General features: G+C 44.1%; 20 protein-coding genes. 15 read left to right on the forward strand and 5 right to left on the reverse strand.

Annotated features, from left to right (window positions below):
- The first annotated feature begins 9 nt into the window (after window positions 1–9).
- Window positions 10–456 carry a GNAT family N-acetyltransferase gene (locus METPAY_RS11410; protein ID WP_052418795.1) on the forward strand — a complete coding sequence of 149 codons (447 nt, stop codon included), beginning with the start codon at window positions 10–12 and terminating at the stop codon, window positions 454–456.
- 21 nt (window positions 457–477) lie between these two features.
- Here METPAY_RS11410 and METPAY_RS11415 read toward each other — a convergent pair whose 3' ends face one another.
- On the reverse strand, window positions 478–903 hold the full coding sequence (locus METPAY_RS11415) for a GNAT family N-acetyltransferase (RefSeq protein ID WP_048152668.1): 426 nt from the start codon (window positions 901–903) through the stop codon (window positions 478–480).
- Window positions 904–1305: 402 nt separating this feature from the next.
- Here METPAY_RS11415 and METPAY_RS11420 point away from each other — a divergent pair, with 402 nt between their 5' ends.
- The 6 genes from METPAY_RS11420 (at window position 1306) to METPAY_RS11440 (ending at window position 7537) form a co-directional block, all read left to right on the forward strand.
- Entirely contained in the window at window positions 1306–2439 is a 1134-nt protein-coding gene (locus METPAY_RS11420; protein WP_048152669.1) for a hypothetical protein, read from the forward strand.
- Between the two features lie 220 nt (window positions 2440–2659).
- On the forward strand, window positions 2660–3808 hold the full coding sequence (locus METPAY_RS11425) for a tyrosine-type recombinase/integrase (RefSeq protein ID WP_048152671.1): 1149 nt from the start codon (window positions 2660–2662) through the stop codon (window positions 3806–3808).
- 166 nt (window positions 3809–3974) lie between these two features.
- The gene (locus METPAY_RS15175; RefSeq protein ID WP_013329068.1) at window positions 3975–4118 is read left to right on the forward strand and encodes a hypothetical protein; all 144 of its coding nucleotides are present in this window, start codon (window positions 3975–3977) and stop codon (window positions 4116–4118) included.
- Window positions 4097–4372: a hypothetical protein gene (locus tag METPAY_RS11430; RefSeq protein WP_084600850.1), complete on the forward strand. Its 276-nt coding sequence runs from the start codon at window positions 4097–4099 to the stop codon at window positions 4370–4372. Before METPAY_RS15175 ends, METPAY_RS11430 begins: the two co-directional genes overlap by 22 nt.
- Window positions 4362–4715, forward strand: a complete 354-nt coding sequence (locus METPAY_RS11435) for a hypothetical protein (protein WP_048152675.1) — start codon at window positions 4362–4364, stop codon at window positions 4713–4715. The genes METPAY_RS11430 and METPAY_RS11435 overlap by 11 nt, the downstream gene beginning before the upstream one ends.
- Window positions 4712–7537, forward strand: coding sequence for a hypothetical protein (locus tag METPAY_RS11440; RefSeq protein WP_048152676.1), 2826 nt, complete (start codon window positions 4712–4714; stop codon window positions 7535–7537). Before METPAY_RS11435 ends, METPAY_RS11440 begins: the two co-directional genes overlap by 4 nt.
- Before the next feature lie 8 nt (window positions 7538–7545).
- Here the strand turns inward: METPAY_RS11440 and METPAY_RS11445 are convergent, their stop codons facing one another.
- The gene (locus tag METPAY_RS11445; protein ID WP_048152679.1) at window positions 7546–7788 is read right to left on the reverse strand and encodes a hypothetical protein; all 243 of its coding nucleotides are present in this window, start codon (window positions 7786–7788) and stop codon (window positions 7546–7548) included.
- Between the two features lie 171 nt (window positions 7789–7959).
- Between METPAY_RS11445 and METPAY_RS15180 the strand changes: the two genes are divergently transcribed.
- Together METPAY_RS15180 and METPAY_RS11450 are read left to right on the forward strand one after the other, a co-directional pair.
- Window positions 7960–8133, forward strand: coding sequence for a hypothetical protein (locus tag METPAY_RS15180; protein ID WP_169743670.1), 174 nt, complete (start codon window positions 7960–7962; stop codon window positions 8131–8133).
- Between the two features lie 89 nt (window positions 8134–8222).
- Window positions 8223–9557 carry an ATP-binding protein gene (locus METPAY_RS11450; RefSeq protein ID WP_048152681.1) on the forward strand — a complete coding sequence of 445 codons (1335 nt, stop codon included), beginning with the start codon at window positions 8223–8225 and terminating at the stop codon, window positions 9555–9557.
- Between the two features lie 337 nt (window positions 9558–9894).
- On the opposite strand, the gene METPAY_RS11455 is transcribed toward METPAY_RS11450, so the two are convergent.
- Window positions 9895–10137, reverse strand: a complete 243-nt coding sequence (locus tag METPAY_RS11455) for a hypothetical protein (protein ID WP_048152683.1) — start codon at window positions 10135–10137, stop codon at window positions 9895–9897.
- 154 nt (window positions 10138–10291) lie between these two features.
- Here METPAY_RS11455 and METPAY_RS15185 point away from each other — a divergent pair, with 154 nt between their 5' ends.
- Entirely contained in the window at window positions 10292–10465 is a 174-nt protein-coding gene (locus tag METPAY_RS15185; protein WP_169743671.1) for a hypothetical protein, read from the forward strand.
- A 17-nt stretch (window positions 10466–10482) separates the two neighbouring features.
- Here the strand turns inward: METPAY_RS15185 and METPAY_RS11460 are convergent, their stop codons facing one another.
- Window positions 10483–11346: a DUF5655 domain-containing protein gene (locus METPAY_RS11460; RefSeq protein ID WP_245611639.1), complete on the reverse strand. Its 864-nt coding sequence runs from the start codon at window positions 11344–11346 to the stop codon at window positions 10483–10485.
- A gap of 68 nt (window positions 11347–11414) precedes the next feature.
- On the reverse strand, window positions 11415–11870 hold the full coding sequence (locus METPAY_RS11465) for an EVE domain-containing protein (protein ID WP_048152773.1): 456 nt from the start codon (window positions 11868–11870) through the stop codon (window positions 11415–11417).
- On the opposite strand from METPAY_RS11465, the gene METPAY_RS11470 reads away from it, so the two are divergent.
- The 5 genes from METPAY_RS11470 to pglX (METPAY_RS11490) are packed head-to-tail and all read left to right on the forward strand — an operon-like array spanning window position 11848 to window position 21102.
- A complete protein-coding gene (locus METPAY_RS11470; RefSeq protein ID WP_245611645.1) occupies window positions 11848–12591 on the forward strand; it encodes a DUF1788 domain-containing protein in 744 nt (247 codons plus the stop codon). The genes METPAY_RS11465 and METPAY_RS11470 overlap by 23 nt on opposite strands.
- A 15-nt stretch (window positions 12592–12606) precedes the next feature.
- The gene (gene brxC, locus METPAY_RS11475) at window positions 12607–16146 is read left to right on the forward strand and encodes a BREX system P-loop protein BrxC (RefSeq protein WP_048152685.1); all 3540 of its coding nucleotides are present in this window, start codon (window positions 12607–12609) and stop codon (window positions 16144–16146) included.
- Between the two features lie 2 nt (window positions 16147–16148).
- On the forward strand, window positions 16149–17999 hold the full coding sequence (gene pglX / locus METPAY_RS11480; protein ID WP_048152687.1) for a BREX-1 system adenine-specific DNA-methyltransferase PglX: 1851 nt from the start codon (window positions 16149–16151) through the stop codon (window positions 17997–17999).
- A complete protein-coding gene (locus tag METPAY_RS11485; protein WP_048152689.1) occupies window positions 17996–19441 on the forward strand; it encodes an AlbA family DNA-binding domain-containing protein in 1446 nt (481 codons plus the stop codon). The genes pglX (METPAY_RS11480) and METPAY_RS11485 overlap by 4 nt, the downstream gene beginning before the upstream one ends.
- Window positions 19438–21102 (forward strand): BREX-1 system adenine-specific DNA-methyltransferase PglX, encoded by a 1665-nt coding sequence (gene pglX / locus METPAY_RS11490; RefSeq protein WP_048152691.1) that lies wholly within the window; start codon window positions 19438–19440, stop codon window positions 21100–21102. Before METPAY_RS11485 ends, pglX (METPAY_RS11490) begins: the two co-directional genes overlap by 4 nt.
- The last annotated feature ends 27 nt before the right edge of the window (window positions 21103–21129 follow it).

Genomic DNA, 21129 nt, shown 5'->3' on the forward strand with positions numbered 1-21129 from the left:
AGGTATTTTGTGCAGGTAGAATGGGGAAAATGTAATGATATTGATGAATGGATGAAACTTGTCGAAGAGATAAGCTGGAATTATCCGGGGTTGGAAACAAAAGAGAAATTAGATGAGCACAAAGAAACGGTTTTGGAGTTTATGGACGAAACACGAGCTTTGTGCGTGAAAAATGGAAAAGAAATAACCGGAGTGCTTCTATTTTCGAGAGAGCATAATATGATTTGTTGTTTAGGTGTTTCGCCCGGATATAGAAGATGTGGAATTGCGGCAAAACTACTTGAAAAAGCAATAAATGAATTAGATCAAAATAAGGATATCATTGTTACGACATTTAGAGAAAACGATGAAAAAGGAATTGCACCAAGAGCACTATATGAGAAATTCGGATTCATTGCAGGTGAATACATCGAAGAATTTGGTTATCCTAATCAAATATATGTATTGCATCCATAAATCCCGATTTTCAAAATTTATCTAATATTCAGGGTCCCATGCTGAAGGTATGAAGAGAACATTTCCCGTATAACTTAAAAAACCATTTTTTAGATAATACTTTACATTTTCATCATTAGTCTGAACTATCCACTCGGTTTTAGGAAAAGTCCGAATACATCGTTCCAGCAATTCTCTTCCAATTCCTCTGCACTGGAATTCCGGATCAACAACCAGATCGTAAATGACCGATCTGATTATTTTGTCAGAAAGTACCCTGACAACTCCCACCAACCTGTCTTCATGCCATGCTGAAATAACGAGAGTCGAATTGATAAAAGGCAGATTAAAATTTGAAATCATTTCCTGTGTTTCAGTGCCCTTACTCCATCCTGCAGACATGAACAGAAAACGTAACTGATCAATTGGAAGGTCCTTCTTTTTTTCATTAAAAACAATTTCAGGCATATAACATCTCAATTATTTAATGGCATTTTCTCGCGTGTAAAATTTTTTTTCGCTCATAACCAAACCGAATTCTTTCCTTTCTCCCTGTCTCCTTTGCCGTCTGCATTCGGAGGTCGACCTCAACGATTTTTATGTACATTGTCCCTCATCACACAACTTTTCAGAACAATGAACGCTTTCCAGGCTAACAGCATTTCAGAACACTGGAAATCACAAGTGATGAGATTCAAAATTATGGAAGCTTATCACTCAAAACAAAAAGGAGATAGGAGCTGAATCGCACGGCTTTTTGGGCGGTTATTCGGGAGAGGCTTTCGGAGAGGTTTTTAGTCATAAGGCATTAGTAAAAGGCTGCAGAGTGCTTATTAGAATTTAAATGTTTTAATCATTAATAGAAATATAATGCCTAACGACAAGAGTGAAAAATCAAATAAGGTTGAAAAAATCTATCGTATTATTGAGTTTGAAATAGACAATGCGAATAATCAGATTTCCCTATATAAAAAAGACAATATCAATTTTATTCTTTTATTTTTTGCATTAATTGGATTATTTGTATTCATTCCTGCTGACACTTTTTTCTACAAATGGTTTGAGTATGGTGTTTGGATGGTAATTATTTTAATAGGAACAATTGTGTTCTTTTCAATTTTAATGTATTATTTTATCTATAAAGGAGGATTCAAGAAAGAAAATTCATTAAACGACAATAATATAAAATGTGAACTATGTGAAAGTAAGATAATATGTAAAGACATTGACGCCTCAGCAAAGAAAAAATATATCCTAAAATATTACAATTCTGTTTTCATTGAAATTATAGATCTTTACTACTCAACTTTTATTAATACGAGTTTTATATTTTTATTAAGTTGTATATTACCATACGTTTATTTCACATCTTCAAAAGATATCACTCCTTCTTTTCAAAATAATTCTTGGATTTCGTTGCTCCTGATGCTAATATTAATTTCGTATATTATTCTATATTTCAAACAATCATCCCTTCTTAAAAAGAGAAATTTTAAAGAATATTTACCGAAAATGGCAATCTATTCAGCCATAATTTTTATTTTTGCTGTAACGATTATATTATATGGAATTAATTCTAAAATTCCACCATTTGTTGAAATAACTAATGGTTCACAATTCTCATCACTCTTAATTGAGCACTTAGAAATCATTCCTTCTATGCCATTATCATGGATTGTGGTTTTCTATGTGTTATTTATATTTGTAATACTGATTGAAATCTTTATATCTTCAAAATATATTAGAATAATAAATCAAAAATTAGAGGAATTACTTATTTTAAAATATAGTATTGATCGCTATCAACTAGGAATTTCTCCGGAATTAAATATTGAAAGTACCATAAAAAAAGTTTCAAAGTTAAAAATTCAGCCTCCTAAATATACTACAGCAGGAGGGATATTCACAATTCCGATTCCACTACTAAATATTAGATGTGAAGAGATGGTTTATTTAGCCATTGAAGATCAACTGACTGAAGAAAAAGAAGATATCCAAAATTGAGTAATTCAAAGGATTGTAGTTAAATTATAAACTTTTTACAATTATAATCCATTTCTCTGATTAAAAATAATTAAGCTCATTACTAAATCAGGATAATAAGAAACAAAAAATGCGAGGGAAGGGATTCGAACCCTCGAACATCTACATGACTAGGCCCTGAACCTATTACATACACTTGGCACTGTTTACATTAAAAAACGGCCAAGGAGGATGATAAGTCATGGACGTAATAGGCAAGCTAAACAAACTCGACTCGACAAACAAAAAATACCTTGAACAGTTCAGCAGACATTTAAAACTAATACAAAATTCTCCGCAGACCATCAAAACCAAACTCTGGCGGATCTATACGTTTTTAATCTGGCTGGACTTCAAAGATGCAAAAGAAACCACCCAGGAAGACATTGAAAATTATTACCTCCTAAGATGTGAAAAAGTTAGTCCCTTCACGGTTCAGGGGGACATGCTCGACCTCAAGCTCTTCTTCAGGTGGCTCGTACCTGAAAACGAAAAGGAACTCTTCAAAAATATTAAATCAAAGAGGCCCAGGAATCATCTCCCCGTCGACCGGCTCATAACAAGAAGCGACATCATAAAGATGGTCGAAGTTTGTGAAAAACCCAGGGACCGGGCACTCATCATGATCCTGTGGGACACCGGTGCAAGGATCTCTGAAATTCTCAACCTGAACATCGGCCACATCCAGTTCGACAGATACGGGGCCGTTGCCATAGTCACCGGCAAGACCGGGATGAGGAGACTCAGGCTGATAAGCTCCGTTCCCGAACTTCAGAACTGGGTCAACATGCACCCTTACAGAAACGACTCCGACGCACCACTCTTCGTTACAAGCAGATGCTATGGCAAAACTCAAAGAAGGCTGAACTCAAGAACTGTTGAGAATAAGTTTAAAAAATTCTCAAAGGACGCCGGGATAAAAAAGAGAGTTCACCCACATGCAATCCGTCATGCAAGACTCACCGATCTCACAAAGAGTAACGGCAACAAGAAGGGACTCTCCGAAATGGAGCTCCGCATAGTAGCAGGATGGGAGAAGAACAGTTCCATGCCTGAAGTCTACATCCACCTCTCTGGTGCGGATGTGGAGCGCAAGCTTCTTGAAAACGCAGGCATCATCGATGATGAATCCGACCCCGCTGATAATGCACTTGAACCATGCCGCTGCCCCCGGTGCAAGACAATGAATCCACATGGTGCACTCTACTGCGTAGCGTGCTCAATGGCCCTGACAGAAGAGGCCGCGATGGAGATCGAAACTAAAAACCAAAAAGCCAAAGAGAGTAGCGAATACGAAGAGCTTTTTGATAGGCTAAAAAAAGACCTGATGGCCGAAAGGGGCTTGTCCTAAATTGACATTTTAGAAACTTTTTCTTTTTTTAAACAGGCGGACCGAATCCCCCTCCCTTGCATCAACCAATCTTTTCTGATTTTTTCTTCCACTTGGCACTCTTCAACTTTATAACACGCTCATCCCTATCCTTATCTGGTGCTAAAATCGCACCAGGTAAAAAAACATGGAAGAAATCGATAAACAAACACTCGAACACTTACCGGACCCGATTGCAAGACTCGTATGGGAGAAATGGATCGCCGAAGGAAAAGCAAAACTCATCGACAATACGCCCGGAGGCGAAACGTGCCAGGCACAGAACAGATAGACGGCAGCCCCCAGGGGGGCAAATTGTGGGCTAACACAAATAATCCAGGAACTGCCAACAACTCTTCAACCTCTGAAAACTTAAGCAAATCGGCCGGGCCAGTCCCCCTCTATCTCCTGCCACAGACACTCTCACAGGAGATCCATGAATTCGGAGATTCGATCATCGAAGTTAATATACGGAGAACCCGAGGCCACAACTACCTTATCAGGCTGACTGCGTCCGCAAAGGAGGAAGAGGCCAATGAATCCTGAACCAGGAAAGATCTCCATATGCGGTGACAACTCGCTCCGGATCGAAGCAGGAGGAATGCGCCTCTTCATCACGACAGAGGACGTGAAGAGTCTCATCTTCTACGGCCGTGTCGTCCCGATCTCGAAATCGGTTTGCAGAACCGGGGAAGGAGGGATCACTGAAAGCTTACTATCCATCGAGGGCCACGCCGCGATGAATGCCGGAGGAAAGGCGGTGACCTTCTTCACCACAAACGGTCACTACATCCTCCCGCTCATCTCCCTGCAGAGAGTCGCAAGGGGAGAGGCTGTATCCGCACCACTCTTCCCCCTTGAATACGATTCACCCGAGGGAAGAAAATGACCAGAGAGATCGAAAAGGCCCTCTCAATTCTCTTTCCCAAGGGAGGAATTGTCGAGCTTCGGGCACTCGCCGATTACAACACCCACAGCGGGTACTTCGACGACTACGCCGCACTCGCGGAGAAGGCAGATCAGATCAACCGTCTTTCAGATGTCCACGGTGTCTACGTAACACTCAACGAAGTCAACCCGGCCCTTCTCTCGCGGAGGGCCAACCGCGTGAAGATGAAGCTCGGGCGAAAGGACGCGACGACTGCGGACGCCGATATCGTCCGCCGGCGGTGGCTCCCGGTGGACCTCGACCCGGTCCGGCCGAGCGGTGTTTCATCGACTGATGAGGAACACGAAGCAGCCATCTCGAAGGCAGAGAAGATCGCCGGGTTTCTGGAAACTATCGGGTTCCCCCGGCAGGTCCTCGCTGACTCAGGGAACGGGGCCCATCTTCTTTATTCAATCGAGCTTCCGAACGACGACGACGCAACCGCTCTTATCAAAGACTGCCTGAACACACTCGACGCCCTCTTCTCCGATGATTCGGTCATGGTCGATGCGGCGAACTACAACGCGGCCCGTATCTGGAAACTCTACGGGACAATTTCCTGCAAGGGCGACGACACCCCGCACCGGCCGCACCGGATGGCGAAGATCCTTGATGCCCCGGAAGAGATTGAGACAGTTGCAGCCGAAAACCTCCGGAGGCTTGCAACCCTCCTCCCGAAAGACGAACCGAAGCCGCCGGCGAAGAACGGAGAGAAAGCAATCGACCTCTCCCGGTGGCTCTCCGAACACGGGATCGCGGTTGCGAGTGAAAGGCCGTGGCAGGGCGGAACCCTCTTCGTCCTCGAAGACTGCCCTTTCTCCTCGGCCCATAAGGACGGGGCCTTCGCGATACAGTTCGACAACGGGGCGATCTCTGCCGGCTGCCACCACAATTCCTGCGGCGGCGGAAAACAGAGATGGGCCGAACTCCGGGCGATGTACGAGATCAAGAAAAGCAAAAAGGAACGGGCGAAGAAAAGATCGGAACAGCCGGCCCCCACTTCCCCGGAGAGCGAAGAGTCACCGGAGAGAACAAAGGCCATCGAGATCCTCCGGACCGGCGACCCGATCGCCTTCATGCTCGACACATTCAACATCGAGCATGTCGGAGACAGGATCGTCGCCGAGTGCCTGATAATGTCGGTCGTCTCCCAGTCGGTCCTGAACACGAAGGGCCTGCACGTCTCGATCTCCGGAAACTCCGGGAAGGGAAAGACACACGCCTGCAATACGATGCTCCGTCTTCTGCCTGAAGAGTACCGACTCAAGGGGACGGTCTCGAACAAGGCCCTCTTCTACTTCGACTCACTCCGGCCGGGGACAGTGCTGCTCTTCGACGACGTGACGATGTCCGAAGACATCCAGGAGCTCCTTAAGTCGGCGACCGCAAACTTCCGGGAACAGATCGAACACCGGACGCTTACAACCGACCGGCAGCTCCGGGTCTGCAAAATTCCGGAGCGGTGCGTCTGGTGGCTCGTAAAGGTCGAGAACATCGGCGACGACCAGGTAATGAACCGGATGCTCACCGTCTGGATCGACGACTCCTCCGACCAGGACCGGGCCGTCCTTGAGCACATGAAGAAGGTCGAGGCCGGGGAGATCAAACCGAACGAGTCCGCGGCAGAAATCTGCCGGGCCATGTGGGATATCCTCAAGGAAGACTGCCTGAATGTTGCGATCCCGTTTGCGACCCGCATCCAGTTCCTCGCCTCGTCCAACAGGCGGAACCCGGCGATGCTCTTCGACCTCATCAAATGCCACGCCAGGCTGAACTTCTGCCAGAGGAAGAAAAATGAAGACGGAAGCATCATCGCTACAAGGGAAGACTTCAATTCCGGAAAGAACCTCTACACCAGAATTAACGGTGACACCGGGGGCCAGGAGACAAAACTCACGAGGAATGAGGCGGCCGCATTATCTACGGTTGCAAAAACGGGGATGACATCCTTTAACATCCGGAATATCCAGGAACTCACCGGCCTTTCATATTACCAGACATACCGGATGTTTCACGGATACAACTCCAGGGGAACGAGTTACGCGGGCCTTCTTGAAAAGTGCCCGGCCCTGACATGTATCGATACGACGGTGACGCTCGACGAGGACGGCTACTGTGTCCGGAGACGTGAGAACCATTACACCTTTGATTTCGAGATGTATAAAATCTGGATCGGCGGGGGCGATATATGGCTCGACGAATCGCCGGAGGACGGAGATAATGACGGCGATGACGGGGGGGACGACTCCCCCGATTCCCCTGAAAACCTTTGCAGCTTTACTGAAGATTTACAGCAGGTACGCAAAGGTTGCTGCAAAGATCAAAATTCGGAGAATGTTTCCGGATCTTTAAAAGAAGATAATAATATAGGTACTAGTACATGTACAGATAGTATTTTGCGTACATCCGCAGGAACACAGAAGGCGGACACGGGTCACCCTTCCGGGTGTGTGTCTCCGTGTGAAATTGGCGATGTTGCAAACAAAATCAATCGGAACACATCTTCAGGCCCGATTGAGACTTCACTAAAGCAGTGCCCTTCTTTTTTGTTGCAAACGAGTTACAATAACATCCGCAAAGGGAAAAGTGCTGCAAAGTTCCGGCCACTCCCAGGCGTTCTCGACCACCGCGATTTTGAAAGAGTGAACAAGGAGCTCGGGAAGTGTGATCTCTGCGGTGAAGGTCGGGCCGTTTTTTCTTCTAAGGAGCTTCAGACGAATATCTGCGAAGTATGTTTTGGGAGACTGTTGAGAGAGGATTTGAGGGAAGGGGGGGTGAGGTGATAAAAAACCTAAACCCCTTCATGGATGTGGTCTTCTTTCATCCCTTTCATAAACACAACTGCCAAATCATAACTCTCAACGGCAAGGCCCACAAGAAGAGTCTCCTCAGTTGCCATCTCCCTCAGAACCTCAATTCTGGACAAAGCTTCCCACTCGGCACGGGTTTGAGCAACTTCCGCTATTGATGACTTTAGGAATTCGAAGATAAATTTTTTATCCGGATCAATGATCGAGGGAATATACTCCATCATCACCACCTGAAACAATATCCCCGCTTGGGGCCACCGTCGATCTCTTTGATCTCTTCCACATTTGGCATGAACATTTTTGTTCTCTCCTTTTAACACGTGTGATTAACACTTGTATAATGCTTTGTTTGGATTGTATCTATAAATAATCACCTGTGTAAATCACTATGTATTATGGTACTCGTCGGAAATGGAAAGATTACATCTGCTGGAAAAACTAACACCAAATACCTTTCTGTTCCTGCAAAATTAGTAATGGATTCTAATTTCCCGTTTGAAGAAGGAGAGCAGGTCAAAATCACAATAGACCCACAAAACAAACGCTTAATTGTCGAGAAGATTAGATGATCTCAAAAATGGCAGGAAAAAATATACCTAAAAAAATGATAAACAATTCAATAAGTTATAGTAATCAATCGTAAACCCTGGTTTAGACAATGGACTTAGACGCAATACTATCGGATACCGAAAACCGGCAGGTTGAATATAAAGAATCGGACAACGCAGCGATGTACAAAACTCTCTCTGCGTTCTCAAATACAAACGGGGGAGTCGTGCTGGTCGGTGTTGCAGACGACAAGGCTATTGTCGGTTTTAACTGCTCCAATAAAAAAATAAAAGAAATAACAGACACTATTGCAAATAAACTTCTGATCCATCCTGTAATTACATCTCATGCAGTCGAAGGAAAAAAAATTCTTAAGATCGAGGTCTCCAAAAGCCCAAACCCTGTTTCCTATGATGGTAAATACTATTCAAGAGTCGGAAATACAACCCGTGGAATGCAGGCAGAAGAATTAAAGCGTTATTTCCTAAGGACAACCCAGTGGGACAATATTCAAGGAGATTTTAATCCTGATGAAATCGATGAACAGACAGTGAAATCTTTTGTAAAGCTTGGCTTAGACAGCGGACGAATGCCTCCCTCTGCAGCCAGTGAATCTGTTACTGAAATATTAGAGCACTTGAATCTTCTGCATAACGGAAAACTGACAAACGGTGCAATTATCCTTTTCGGCAAAAATCCCCAAAAGTATTTCACAAACGCTCTTGTCCGAATAGGCCGTTTCAAAGAAGAAGACATAATTATCGGGGACAAACTGGCCGGCGGAAATCTATTCCGCCAGCTGGAGGGAGCTGAAGAAGCGATAAAAGGATTCATCAACGTCAGGTACGAGATATCAGGAGACTCCTTCAAAAGAAAAGAGATCTGGGATTACCCTCTTAATGCAATAAGGGAAGCTTTGCTCAATTCGGTTGTTCACCGGGATTATTTTATGTCCAACAGGCAGACACAGATTAAAATCTTCGACGATTATATCTGGTTTCACAATCCCGGCGGCCTTCCCCTGGGCGTTACGATCGACGACATTGTAAAACTCCATTCATCAATTCCGCGCAACCCGCTAATAGCGGATGTGATGTACAAATCGGATTTCATTGAGGCATGGGGCACGGGGATAGAGAGGATGTGTTCTGCATTTTCGGATGCCGGATTACTACCCCCTGAGTTTAAAGAGGAGATGGGAGGCTTTTCTGTTTACTTCAGGAAGAGTTTCGACCTTGAGCAAATCATGAAAAGTCAGGCCCTAAACGATCGACAGAAAAGAGCCGTAGAATACGTTATTGAAAATGGTGAAATTTCAAATAAAACTTATCAGGAATTGAATTCTGTCTCAAGGACTACGGCAATAAGGGATCTAAAAGAGCTTGTATCATCAGGAGTTCTCAAACGGACCGGTGTAGGTAAATCAACCGTTTATAAGCAATAACCGTGATCGGTTTGCGATCCATTTACGATCCATTTGCGATCCGATTACACCTTGAAAAATTTATAAAAAACTCATAAAATACTTATCAAAAACTTATCAAACCATTATTACGCCTTGCTTACGATCTCAAATTTCGATCCATTTACGATCCATTTGCGAGGAATCACGAGTGGTCACGATTCATTTGCAGTGCCGGGGATCTTCAAAAGGAGTTTCCGGGCATTTCCGGTTTCTCAGCTTCGAGTCTCCGGAGAATGAAAAATTTTATGAGACTTCCCGGGGCTCTGAAAAAATCGCACCACTGGTGCGAGAAATAGGCTGAAGTTATAATATCAGCCTAAACGCCCTCCGGGATGTGGTCTTCTTTCATCCCTTTCATAAGCGCAATTGCCAAATCATAACTCTCGACGGCGAGACCCGCAAGAAGAGCCTCCTCACTTGCCATCTCCCTCAGAACCTCTATTCTGGACAAAGCTTCCCACTCGGCACGGGTTTGAGCAACTTCCGCTATTGATGACTTTAGAAATTCGTAGAGAAGTTTTTTATCCGGGTCAATGATCGAGGGAATAGACTCCATCATCACCACCTAAAAAATATCCCCACCCAGGGCCGTAGCCGATCTCTTCTACATTTGGTATGAACATTTTTTGTCCCCCACCTTACAGCACAATTTACAGTATGTATTACAGTATTGAGCCGCTGGCATATATAACTTACCATGCAAAATATACTGTATGTCCGTCGTAGGAAATGGGCGCGTTGTATCTCAGGGAAATGCAAAAACAAAATATTTAACGATACCATCCGCATTAGCTAGAGATTCAAACTTTCCATTTGAAGAAGGAGAGCAGGTCAAAATCACAATAGACCCACAAAACAAACGTTTAATTGCCGAAAAGATCAGATAATCTCAAAAATATAGCAGTTAATTTCCTTCATAGCTCCTTATTATCAATGATTTTGCTCTTTCAAGATCATCATCATTTCTAATTAATATTTCAAGATCGCCAGTACCATAATGGCCGATAGTTCTTACATCCCGTAAAAATCCTTCTTTCAATTCAACAGAGTCGGGGTCCACCTTTATCCATACAACGATCTCTTTTTTCTGATATCCAATAGTAACACATGCAAAATTCTTAATCCGCTTGAAAGCAACGTAGAACTTTAAAACTTTTGTCTGGACATCGTCACCGAGTGCTTCAATAAACGCTCGTAATTCCTCATACCTGTCTTTCAGATCGTCATCGGATTGTTCGAGATGTTCTGAAAATGTCTTATAAACAATCTGTTTCTTCCCTTTCACCGGGCTGATCTTCTTACTTTCGGATTCACCCCCGTTTTGCGCAGAGGTTGCATTCACCAATTCGAGGAGGAGAAGATCTGGATCGAATTCACGATACCTTAAGAGTTCTATGTTACGATTTATCTGCTGCACTGCATGGAGATCGTATTTGGTAAAATCACCAGCTATACAGAGAAGACGGGGATTACTCCAGTCTATTTTATCTTGCCACTCATTTCCCAGCTTTTTCAGTACTTTTAACTCGAACTCCCCTTTATGATCCATCAGCCAGTCGAGATAGAATAACCCCTGATTGATAACATTTTCATTAATGGCTCGTTTATATTCGATTATTACAGGGAAACCATTCTCATCGATCCCCAGCGTATCAATACGGCCTCCATGTGTCTTCCCGGTCGCATATTCACTCGCAAGGAATGTTATTCCAAGAAGAGACTCCAGGTTTTTCTCGATATATTTTTGAAGAGATTTTTCGAGGGCCATAGACTGCCCTTTGAGTTCGGTCGCATTCCCGTCGGCCATGCTAAAGATACGAATATCTCCCATTGATTTCACCCTCTCGGAGTCTCGGCTGCCTTCATGATATATTCATAATCTTCTTCCGGGATGGTCCTCATTGCCGTTCTCAGGTGGCCGGTCCACTGCTTCTTGTTGGTGATGAACTCCAGCTTTGGAATGAGTGATTTGAAGTCCAGAGGTTCATCGAATATTTTGACGGGCTTCAGCTTCACGCGATAGGGGAATACTTCTTCCCCTGGCATTGTCGGCGGTTTGACGAAGACTTCTGACTGATCTTCGAAGGGTTTCGATGTTATCTCATAGGCGCCTGTTATTGCGGACGGGAGGATCGTATCTCCTGCATTCTCCTGGCGGACGAATATGGTGATCTTATCGCCGGGATTTGATCTTTCGATGCTGTTCTTATTCCTCTTCGGAACGCCCCAGATGTTTTTCTTCCTGATGATCTTCCAGTTGTCGCGGTTGGTGGATGCAATCCATATTGTCATTGAAATGAGATTAGGGACCGGGAGTAATATATCTTTCATCGAAATGCCAATTGTCGTTTCATATAGAAATAGGCTAAAGCAATTAATGAAAAAATCCAATCTGTATAACTATTATAGATTCTCTACAATAGGAAATATTAGGATGAACACCGAGACACGGATAGAACATCTCAAAGATAAATTACTCAGTGATGTTTTTTTAGAAGGGAGAGGGCTTGGAAATGAAATTCCATTTTGGATCTTTGATTACCCACCCGAAGATGAACATCTGGTCCGCCACTCAATAAAAAGAATTGAAGAAATATTGAAATCCAATTCAATCAACTTTATTGAGATCGACCTTTATGAATTGTGTCTTGAAATTATCGATAGCAAAATTAAATTTGAAAAAGTTATCGAATTTGAAAAGAAAAGGGGTTCAGACGAATTATTAAAAAAATTAAGAATAATATTAAAGCAGGATACTGTAAAGAAAGTTATAACCAGGAGACTTAGTGTCTGTGGTAATGTGGAGGTCGTCTTTTTAACAGGAATCGGGAAGGCATGGCCCATGATCAGATCGCACTCGATCTTAAATAATTTGCAGCCGGTTTGGGGGAATACTCCGCTATTAGCCTTTTATCCGGGGGTATACAACAACACAGAACTAAATCTGTTCGGCAAGTTTGAGGATGGTAATTACTATCGCGCATTCAGGATAATCAACGAGGAAGAAGCATAGTCGGGAGGCAGTGAAATGGAACCCAAAATCAGTGATTTATTTTATAATGACATCAGAAGAGAGATCAACGGAGTTATTAAGGTTGATCAGTATGACGATCAAAATGTATTCACAGAACTTAATGAATATGTCGTGACCAGGGAGTCACTAAAATATATCGATACTTTTTTTGAAAGATACCTGAATTCGATAAATAATCCTACTGATAAAACAGGTGTCTGGATCTCAGGAGATTTTGGATCAGGTAAATCCCATTTCTTAAAGACGTTATCATACCTCCTTGAAAACAGGGAAGTTGCAGGGAAAACCGCACTTGAATTCTTTGAACAAAAGATCTCTGACCCGGGTATCCTAAACACAATTGAAAAATCGGTAAAAACCGGTACAAAAGATATAATCCTGTTCAATATTGATTCCAAATCAGGAGAGACCTCTGAGAGAATAGTAGATATAATGATGAGAGTCTTCAATGAAAAGAGAGGATATTTCGGGGATGTCTTCTGGATAGCGGAGATGGAAGAAAACCTCGAAGACAAGGGCCTCTTCGATTTATTTAAAGAAGAATTTTTAAAAATCAACGGAAATAGATGGGAGGAGATCCGTGAACAGTATTCTTTTGAGCAGGACGACATAATTGACGCCCTGGAAAAATGCGGTTTTCAAAGCAGAGACGCGTCTGAAAGAATGTTTGAATCAGACGGCCAGAACTACATCCTGACTCCTGAAAAATTTGTAAAAACCATTAAAAAGTACTGTGATTCCAAAGGGAAGGATCACCAGGTAGTATTCCTGATCGACGAGATCGGGCAGTACATCGGTGACAACAGTCATCTGATGCTTAACCTTCAGACTGTAGCAGAAGAGTTCGGGACTATACTTAGAGGGAAGGCATGGATAATTGTCACATCGCAGGCAGATATCGAGACTGCTCTTAACGGAATAAAAAGAAAGGATACGAAACAGGACTTTTCAAAGATCCAGGCACGTTTTGATACGAGGATAAGTCTTTCCAGTGCAAATGTGGATGAAGTCATAAAAAAGAGAATTCTCAGGAAAAAAGATGAATCCAATGAGATGCTTTCTCTCTATTTTGAAGAGAAGAAGACTATCCTCAAAAACCTGATATCATTCTCGCAAGGCAGTGCTGAGATGAAGAAATACAGGGACTCAGAGGAGTTTGTCTCAGTATACCCTTTTGTTCCGTACCAGTTCAATGTCCTTCAAAAGGTATTCGAAAAGATTCGCACGACCGGTTTTACAGGCAAGCATCTTGCCAAAGGCGAACGCTCGATGCTCAATGCATACAAGGAGTCTGCTGAAAAATACGGGGACTCCGATATAGGGACTCTTATTCCGTTTTATTCGTTCTATGATACCATCGAGAGTTTCCTTGACCCAGTGATCATAAGAACAATTACTCAGGCAGGGGATAACGATAATCTTGAAGATTTTGATTGCCTCATTCTAAAGACCCTCTTTATGATAAGGCATGTAAATGAATTGCAGCCCACACTTGACAATATTATAGTTTTATCACTTACAAATGTCGATGAAGACAAACTCAGCCTTAAGGAGAGTGTTGTTGCCTCCCTAAACCGGCTTGAGAAAGAGACACTGATCAGTAAATCGGGTGATACATTCCATTTCCTTACAAACGAAGAACAGGAGATAAACAGGGAGATTAAAAATATAGACATCGAAAGGCACAAAATTGTCCAGGAGATATATGAAGAGGTATTTAATTCAAATGATATCTGCCAGAAATCATACGGCGACTATAAATTCAACAAGTCTGTCGACGATAAACTGACGACTTCTCCTGATGCGGATCTCACAATCAGATTCCTGACACCGCGTTCTGATGAGTACCCGGACGACAGCGATCAGAGCACTTTTACCGGTGAAATTCTGAGTAATGTTGATTCAGAAGACACTCTTCTCTTTGTCTTTCCGAAAGATAGTAAATTTCTATCACAGATTGAAGAGTATCTCCAGATTGATGCATATTTCAAACGAAACGGTTTAAATCGCAGCGATGAGTTAATGCAGGGTATCCTTACGGCAAAGAAACAGGAGGCAGAGAGACTAAAGAATTCATCAGTTCTGGCGATCTGTGAAGGGGTTAAGAATGCAAGAGTTTTCATCGACAGGAGAAAGGTGGATCTCGGTTCCGTAGGTCCAAGAGAGAGGGTAAAAGAAGGATACGGGAAACTTGTGGAGAATGTTTACAGCAAGTCGAATTATGTGACAAAAGAGTTCGAATCTGAAAATGACATTATCAGGTTACTAAAGACAAACGATCTCGAAAAGTTTGGTCTCGGGAGGTCTGAGACAAATGAACTTGCTTTAAACGAGATACTCAGTTACATCAGTATCAGGGATGAGAGAAAGATCCCGGTCGTTTTTAGCGAGTTAAGGGATCATTTTATGGGAAAACCATACGGATGGAAAAATTACACAGTCTCTGGTCTTGTTGCAACTCTTTTCATGGGAGAGGATATCAGGCTCAGGTACCAGAGGACGTATCCTCCACTAAATCCGGAAGAGATTACAAAATATCTGACAAGGAAAGAAAATTTCGACAAGGTGATTATCGAGATCCGGAAGAAGACCGGTATCGAGATCATAACCAATGTGAAGTCGGTTTTAAGGGATGTCTTTGATAAGACCGCCCTTCCTGAGAAGGAGAATGATCTATATAATCTGGCAAGGGATCTTTTTGCGGGGAAAAGGGAAAAACTGTCTGAAGATCTTGTCAAATATTCGGAGGAGAGCAGGTATCCCGGAAGGAAACAGATCGAGAGTTACCTGGGATTCCTGAAAGAGATCCTGGCTGTGTCCGATCCTTCGGCTTTCCTGAAAAAGATCTCGGATGAAAAGGATGAGATCTTCAGGCTTAATGCAGAGGCAGAGCTTCCCTTAATATTTTTCGATGGGGGTCAAAAGGATATATTCAAGAGAATTCTCGATAAGGTCGAGGGATATAAGAGGAACGCCCGGTTCCTGACAGAAGAGGCGAAAGAAAGCCTTTCGCAGATCGAAAATATTCTTGCTTCGGATGAGCCGTATTCGGATATCAAAAATCTTAGCCATCTTGAGGCAATTGTCGAGTCGTCTCTTGCGGAATCTCTTGCAGAACTGAAGGATGAATTCAAAGATCAGGCTGAAAGCTATAAGTCCAGGCTCAGGAGTGAATTCAGTTATTCTTCTGTTAGTAATCCCGATATCGGAGGTTCCGTGGATGAAGCGTTTGATTATCTTGCGGATGATGTTGGAAGATCTGGTGACTGCTCATTTATCAAATTGAAGATCGGCGATCTTTCGGGTCTTTATAAGGGGACATACAGGGAGATCGAAGAGATGATAAACTCGGAGAAGACGGCCGGACCCGGCGATGAAAAGGTCCCGGAGATCCCCCTCGATATTATTGACAAAACAGAAATATTCAGGACGAAGAAGACTATCGAGACCGAGGAAGATCTTGAGGAATATATCGCGGAGATCAAGGGAAGACTGAAGGAGCTTTTGAAGAAGAACAAGATCCAGGTGATCTGAGTATGGATAAAGCGAGGGTGCAGGAATTCTCTGATACTCTCAGGGAAAGGCTTTCTGAAGAGACGAAGGCACGTGCAGCTCATTTCGGGATTTTCCCGAAAAAGATCACTGAGGTTGAAAAAGAGCTTGATGACTCTGTTATCATCGGCGGAAAGGTATATAGTAAAAGCATTGGCAAACAGAGGAAGGTCCTCGTCGAAGAGATCTCCAAAAAGGGGTATGAGAGGGTTATCGGGGAGATAACCTATACATGGTTTAACAGGTTTGTGGCCATCCGGTTTATGGAGGCGAACGGGTATATGCCGGTGAGAATTTTTTCTTCGGATTCTGAAGAGAAAAAGGAACCTGATCTCCTTACAAAAGCACAGAATATTTCTTTTATGAAGGTAGATCGCGATTATATCCTCGATCTGAAATCCGAGGGGAAAGATGAGGAGCTCTACAGGTATCTGATTCTCAGACTCTGCAACTTTCTTCATGAGACGATGCCTTTTATGTTCGAGGAGATACAGGATTATTCCGAACTTTTATTTCCCGGACGTCTCCTGCATACCGATTCCCTTCTCGTTGAACTGAATGATATTATCAGCGGGGACGACTGGAAGGAGACTGAGATTCTCGGGTGGATCTACCAGGATTACATTGCGGAGAAGAAGGGCCGGCTGATGAAGGCGAAGAAGGCATATTCGCCGGACCAGATCCCGGCTGTAACCCAGCTCTTCACTCCGAAGTGGATTGTTCAGTACCTTGTTGAAAATTCTCTCGGGAGGTTATGGATGCTGAACCACCCGAATTCACGTCTTTTTGAGAAGATGGATTACTATATCGCACCCGTGGAGAGGGAGACCGGCTTCTTAAGGATTAGTTCGCCGGAAGAGATCCGGGTATGTGATCCTGCCTGCGGGTCGGGGCATATTCTTGTGTATGCCTTTGATCTTTTGTACGAGATCTACAAGGAGGAGGGATATCTTGAATCGGAGATCCCCGGGCTGATCCTGAGCAACAATCTCTATGGGATTGAGATCGACAGGCGTGCGGGTTCTATTGCGGCCTTTGCTCTCGTAATGAAGGCGAAGAACAGGAACAGGAGATTCTTTGACAATCCTGTGCAGCCCCAGGTCTGCGTTCTTGAAAATATATCTTTTGAGGAGGACGAGCTTGAGGGTTATATGTCTGCAGTCGGGAGCAATCTTTTCTCGCGGGAATTGAAGGAGACGATTCTTCAGTTCACTGAAGCGGACAATTTCGGGTCCCTGATCCGGCCTGCATCTATCGATCCGTCCTATATCCGCCGGATGCTTGACGATAAAAAAATCTCAGAGGATCTTATCCTCTACGAGACACACAAAAAGGTCCTGCAGGCCCTTGAGCAGGCGGAATATCTTGAGCCCCGTTATCATGTGGTTGTCGCCAACCCGCCGTATATAGGAAACAAGGGGCTTAATGCCGGGCTGAAAAAGTTTGCAAAGGACAATTATCCTGACAGCAAATCAGATCTCTTTGCGATGTTTATCGAGCGGAACCTGGATCTTTCGATTGATAACGGGTTGGTTGCGATGATTACCATGCAGAGCTGGATGTTTTTATCTTCTTTTGAAAAACTTCGCGAGAAGATATTGGACAATGACACGATAATTACAATGGCTCATTTCGGCCCCAGAGCATTTGACAGCATAGGCGGAGAGGTCGTTTCAACCACAGCTTTTGTTATAGAAAATGCTCACCGTCCTGATTATCAGGGTGCATATGTCCGTCTTGTTGACGGCAGGAATGAATCGGAAAAGAAAAAAGCACTCCGTGATGCAATTCTTCAATCAGGTAATGATACAAGTTCACAGATGGAGGCAAAATGACGATCCCGATCTCCGAACTCATCAAAATGCCGGAGGGAAAGACCCTTGAATTCAAGCGGGATCTTTCTTCGCCGAAGAATATCCTGAAGACGATCGTTGCTTTTTCAAATACTGCCGGCGGGAAGATATTCATCGGTGTGGAGGACAAGTCACGTGATATTACCGGGATTCCTGATCCGCTGAGCGAGGAGGAGAGGCTTTGCAGCCTTATTGCCGACAATATCGCGCCGAGGCTGGTCCCGGATGTCGAACTTGTCTCCATCGATGACAAGACTCTTCTTGCCGTCGAGGTTTACCCGAGCGGGAGGCGGCCTCATTTTCTGAAGAAGGAAGGACCGGATGAGGGGGTCTATGTAAGACTTGGTTCAACCAACCGGAAGGCCGACCGGGAACTTATCGAAGAACTGGATCGGAGTGTTTCCGGGGTTTCATTCGATGAGACCGCTGTGCCGGATCTCTCTCCTGATGACCTGGATATCGAGGCCGCAAAGGATGACTTCAAAGGAGTCAGGGAGCTGAATGAAGAAGAGCTGCTGACGCTTAAATTCCTGGTTCCTGTTCAGGGGAAACTGGTTCCGACGAATGGCTCCATGCTTCTTTACGGTAAGAGGAGGGATTACTATTTCCCTGATGCATGGGTCCAGTGCGGGCGGTTTATGGGAAAAGACAAGACTTACATCTTCGACCATACCGAGATTCACGAGAATCTTCCTGCTACGGTCGAGAGCGTCATGCTTTTTCTGAAGAAGCATGCCTTTAAGGGTGCTGATATCTCTGGTATCAAACGCAGGGATGTCTGGAGCATTCCCCTGACAATTCTTCGCGAGGCTGTTATCAATGCGGTTATCCATACGGATTATTCGCAGAGGGGTGCACCTATCAGGGTCTCTTTCTTCGACGACAGGATCGAGATCGAAAACCCCGGTATCCTCCTCCCCGGGATGACGATCGAGGATGTGAAGCAGGGGATATCGAAGATCAGAAACCGCGTCATTGCAAGAGTCTTCCGTGAGCTCGACCTGATTGAACAATGGGGGAGCGGTTTTCGCCGGATATTGAATGAGGCGGAAAGGCTCGGCCTGCCCGAACCCGGGATTGAAGAGATCGGGATGAGGATCAGGGTGACTGTTTTTCTGGCAGAAAACATTGAGATTAGGACAACCGAACAAGTAACCGAACAAGTAACCGAACAAGTAACCGAACAAGTAAAACGCCTGGTGGCCTGCCTGAAGGAAGAGCCGCTGAGTGTAAAAGAGGCGATGGAAGCTCTCGGACTGAACCACCGGCCGACATTTATGTATGATTACCTGAAGCCTGCAACAGATGCCGGACTTGTGGAGATGACACAGCCGGATTCACCGAAGAGCCCTAAACAGAAGTACCGGCTGACAAAAAAAGGAGTGTCTCTCATCTCAAAAATAGCGGAGGATAACCAGTCATGACCTCAGGAAATGCAAACAATCCGGTCCCGAACTTCTACCGGGCCTCAGCCGACGATTTCAGGAAGATCCCCGGGAGCCCGATTGCTTATTGGGTTAGTGAGAAATTTAGAAGTTTGTTTTGTGAAGATCAGCTATATAACTTCACAGAATCTGGTGGGAGATGTAAAACACATAATGATGAATTGTATGTCAGAATGATTTGGGAAACCTCCAAAAATAGAATTGGAACAACTAATTTCTGGAAGTTATATAATAAAGGTGGTCCCTCACGTAAATGGTATGGGAATCTAGATTACTTAATTAAATGGACTGAAGATGCAAAAATAAAATATTCACAATCTGGAGGATTAAGTAATCAATCAACGTGGAATCGAATAGGAATAACTTGGTCTGGAATTTCTTCTAGAAAAACAGCATACAGAATAAAAATTAAAGAATCTGAATATTCATCCGCGTCTCCTACAATTTTATCAAGCGAAAAATTGTCCAATAATAATATTTTGGGATTCCTCAATACAAAAATATCATTTCAAGCAATGATGCTTATAAACCCAACAATGCAAGTAAACGTTGGAGACGCATTGAAATTACCCTCTAAGATGATTATATCCGGGGATACGATCGAAAAGAATGTTGATTCACTAATCAATCTCGCAAAAACAGACTGGGACTCCTACGAGACCTCATGGGATTTCGAATCGCTTCCCCTTCTCTCCCCCGAATACAAGTCCCCGACCATAAAGGAGACCTACACAAAACTCCGGTCGCACTGGCGTGAGATGACCCTTGAGATGCAGAGACTCGAAGAGGAGAACAACAGGATCTTCATTGAAGCATACGGGCTTGAAGACGAACTGACTCCCGACGTTCCTCTCTCCGAGATAACACTCACATGCAACCCGCATTACCGGTATGGCGGGAAGAGGAACGAAGAAGAACTCGAAGCACTGCTCCTCAAAGACACGGTGAAGGAGCTTATCTCGTATGCGGTCGGCTGCATGTTCGGGCGGTACTCGCTCGATAAGCCGGGACTGATTCTTGCAAACCAGGGCGAGAAGAAAGACGACTATCTCGCACAGGTACCTGAACCGTCATTCAGGCCGGACGACGACAACATCATCCCCGTCCTCGACGACGAGTATTTCACCGACGATATCGTATCAAGGTTCATGGAGTTCCTGAAGACTACATTCGGAAAAGAAACCCTCTCAAAGAACCTCGACTTCATCGCCGCCGCACTGACCGGAAAGAGCAGCGCCTCGCCGGAGGAGACAATCAGGGACTACTTCATCAGGGACTTTTACAAAGACCACGCCAGGACATACAAAAAGAGGCCGATATACTGGATGTTCTCCTCCGGAAAGAACCAGGGATTCAACGCACTCATATACATACACAGGTACGATAAGACCACCCTTGCCAAGATGAGGACCGACTACCTCCTCGAACTCGAATCCAAACTATACGCAGAGGTAAAAGTGCTCCCTGAAGAAACGGAGAGAAACAAGGCGCGGCTGGCAAAGATCAAAAAGCAGATCGAAGAGATGCAGAAATACGACGAACTCCTCAACAACAAGGCATTATCCCTAATAGAGATCGATCTCGACGACGGAGTCAAAGTCAACTATGAAAAGTTCGAAGGACTTGTAAGGGAGATCTGAAACTTTCGGATTTATATGAACGCAGAC

It is taken from the genome of Methanolacinia paynteri (assembly GCF_000784355.1).
In the GTDB taxonomy this organism is placed as follows: Archaea; Halobacteriota; Methanomicrobia; order Methanomicrobiales; family Methanomicrobiaceae; genus Methanolacinia; species Methanolacinia paynteri.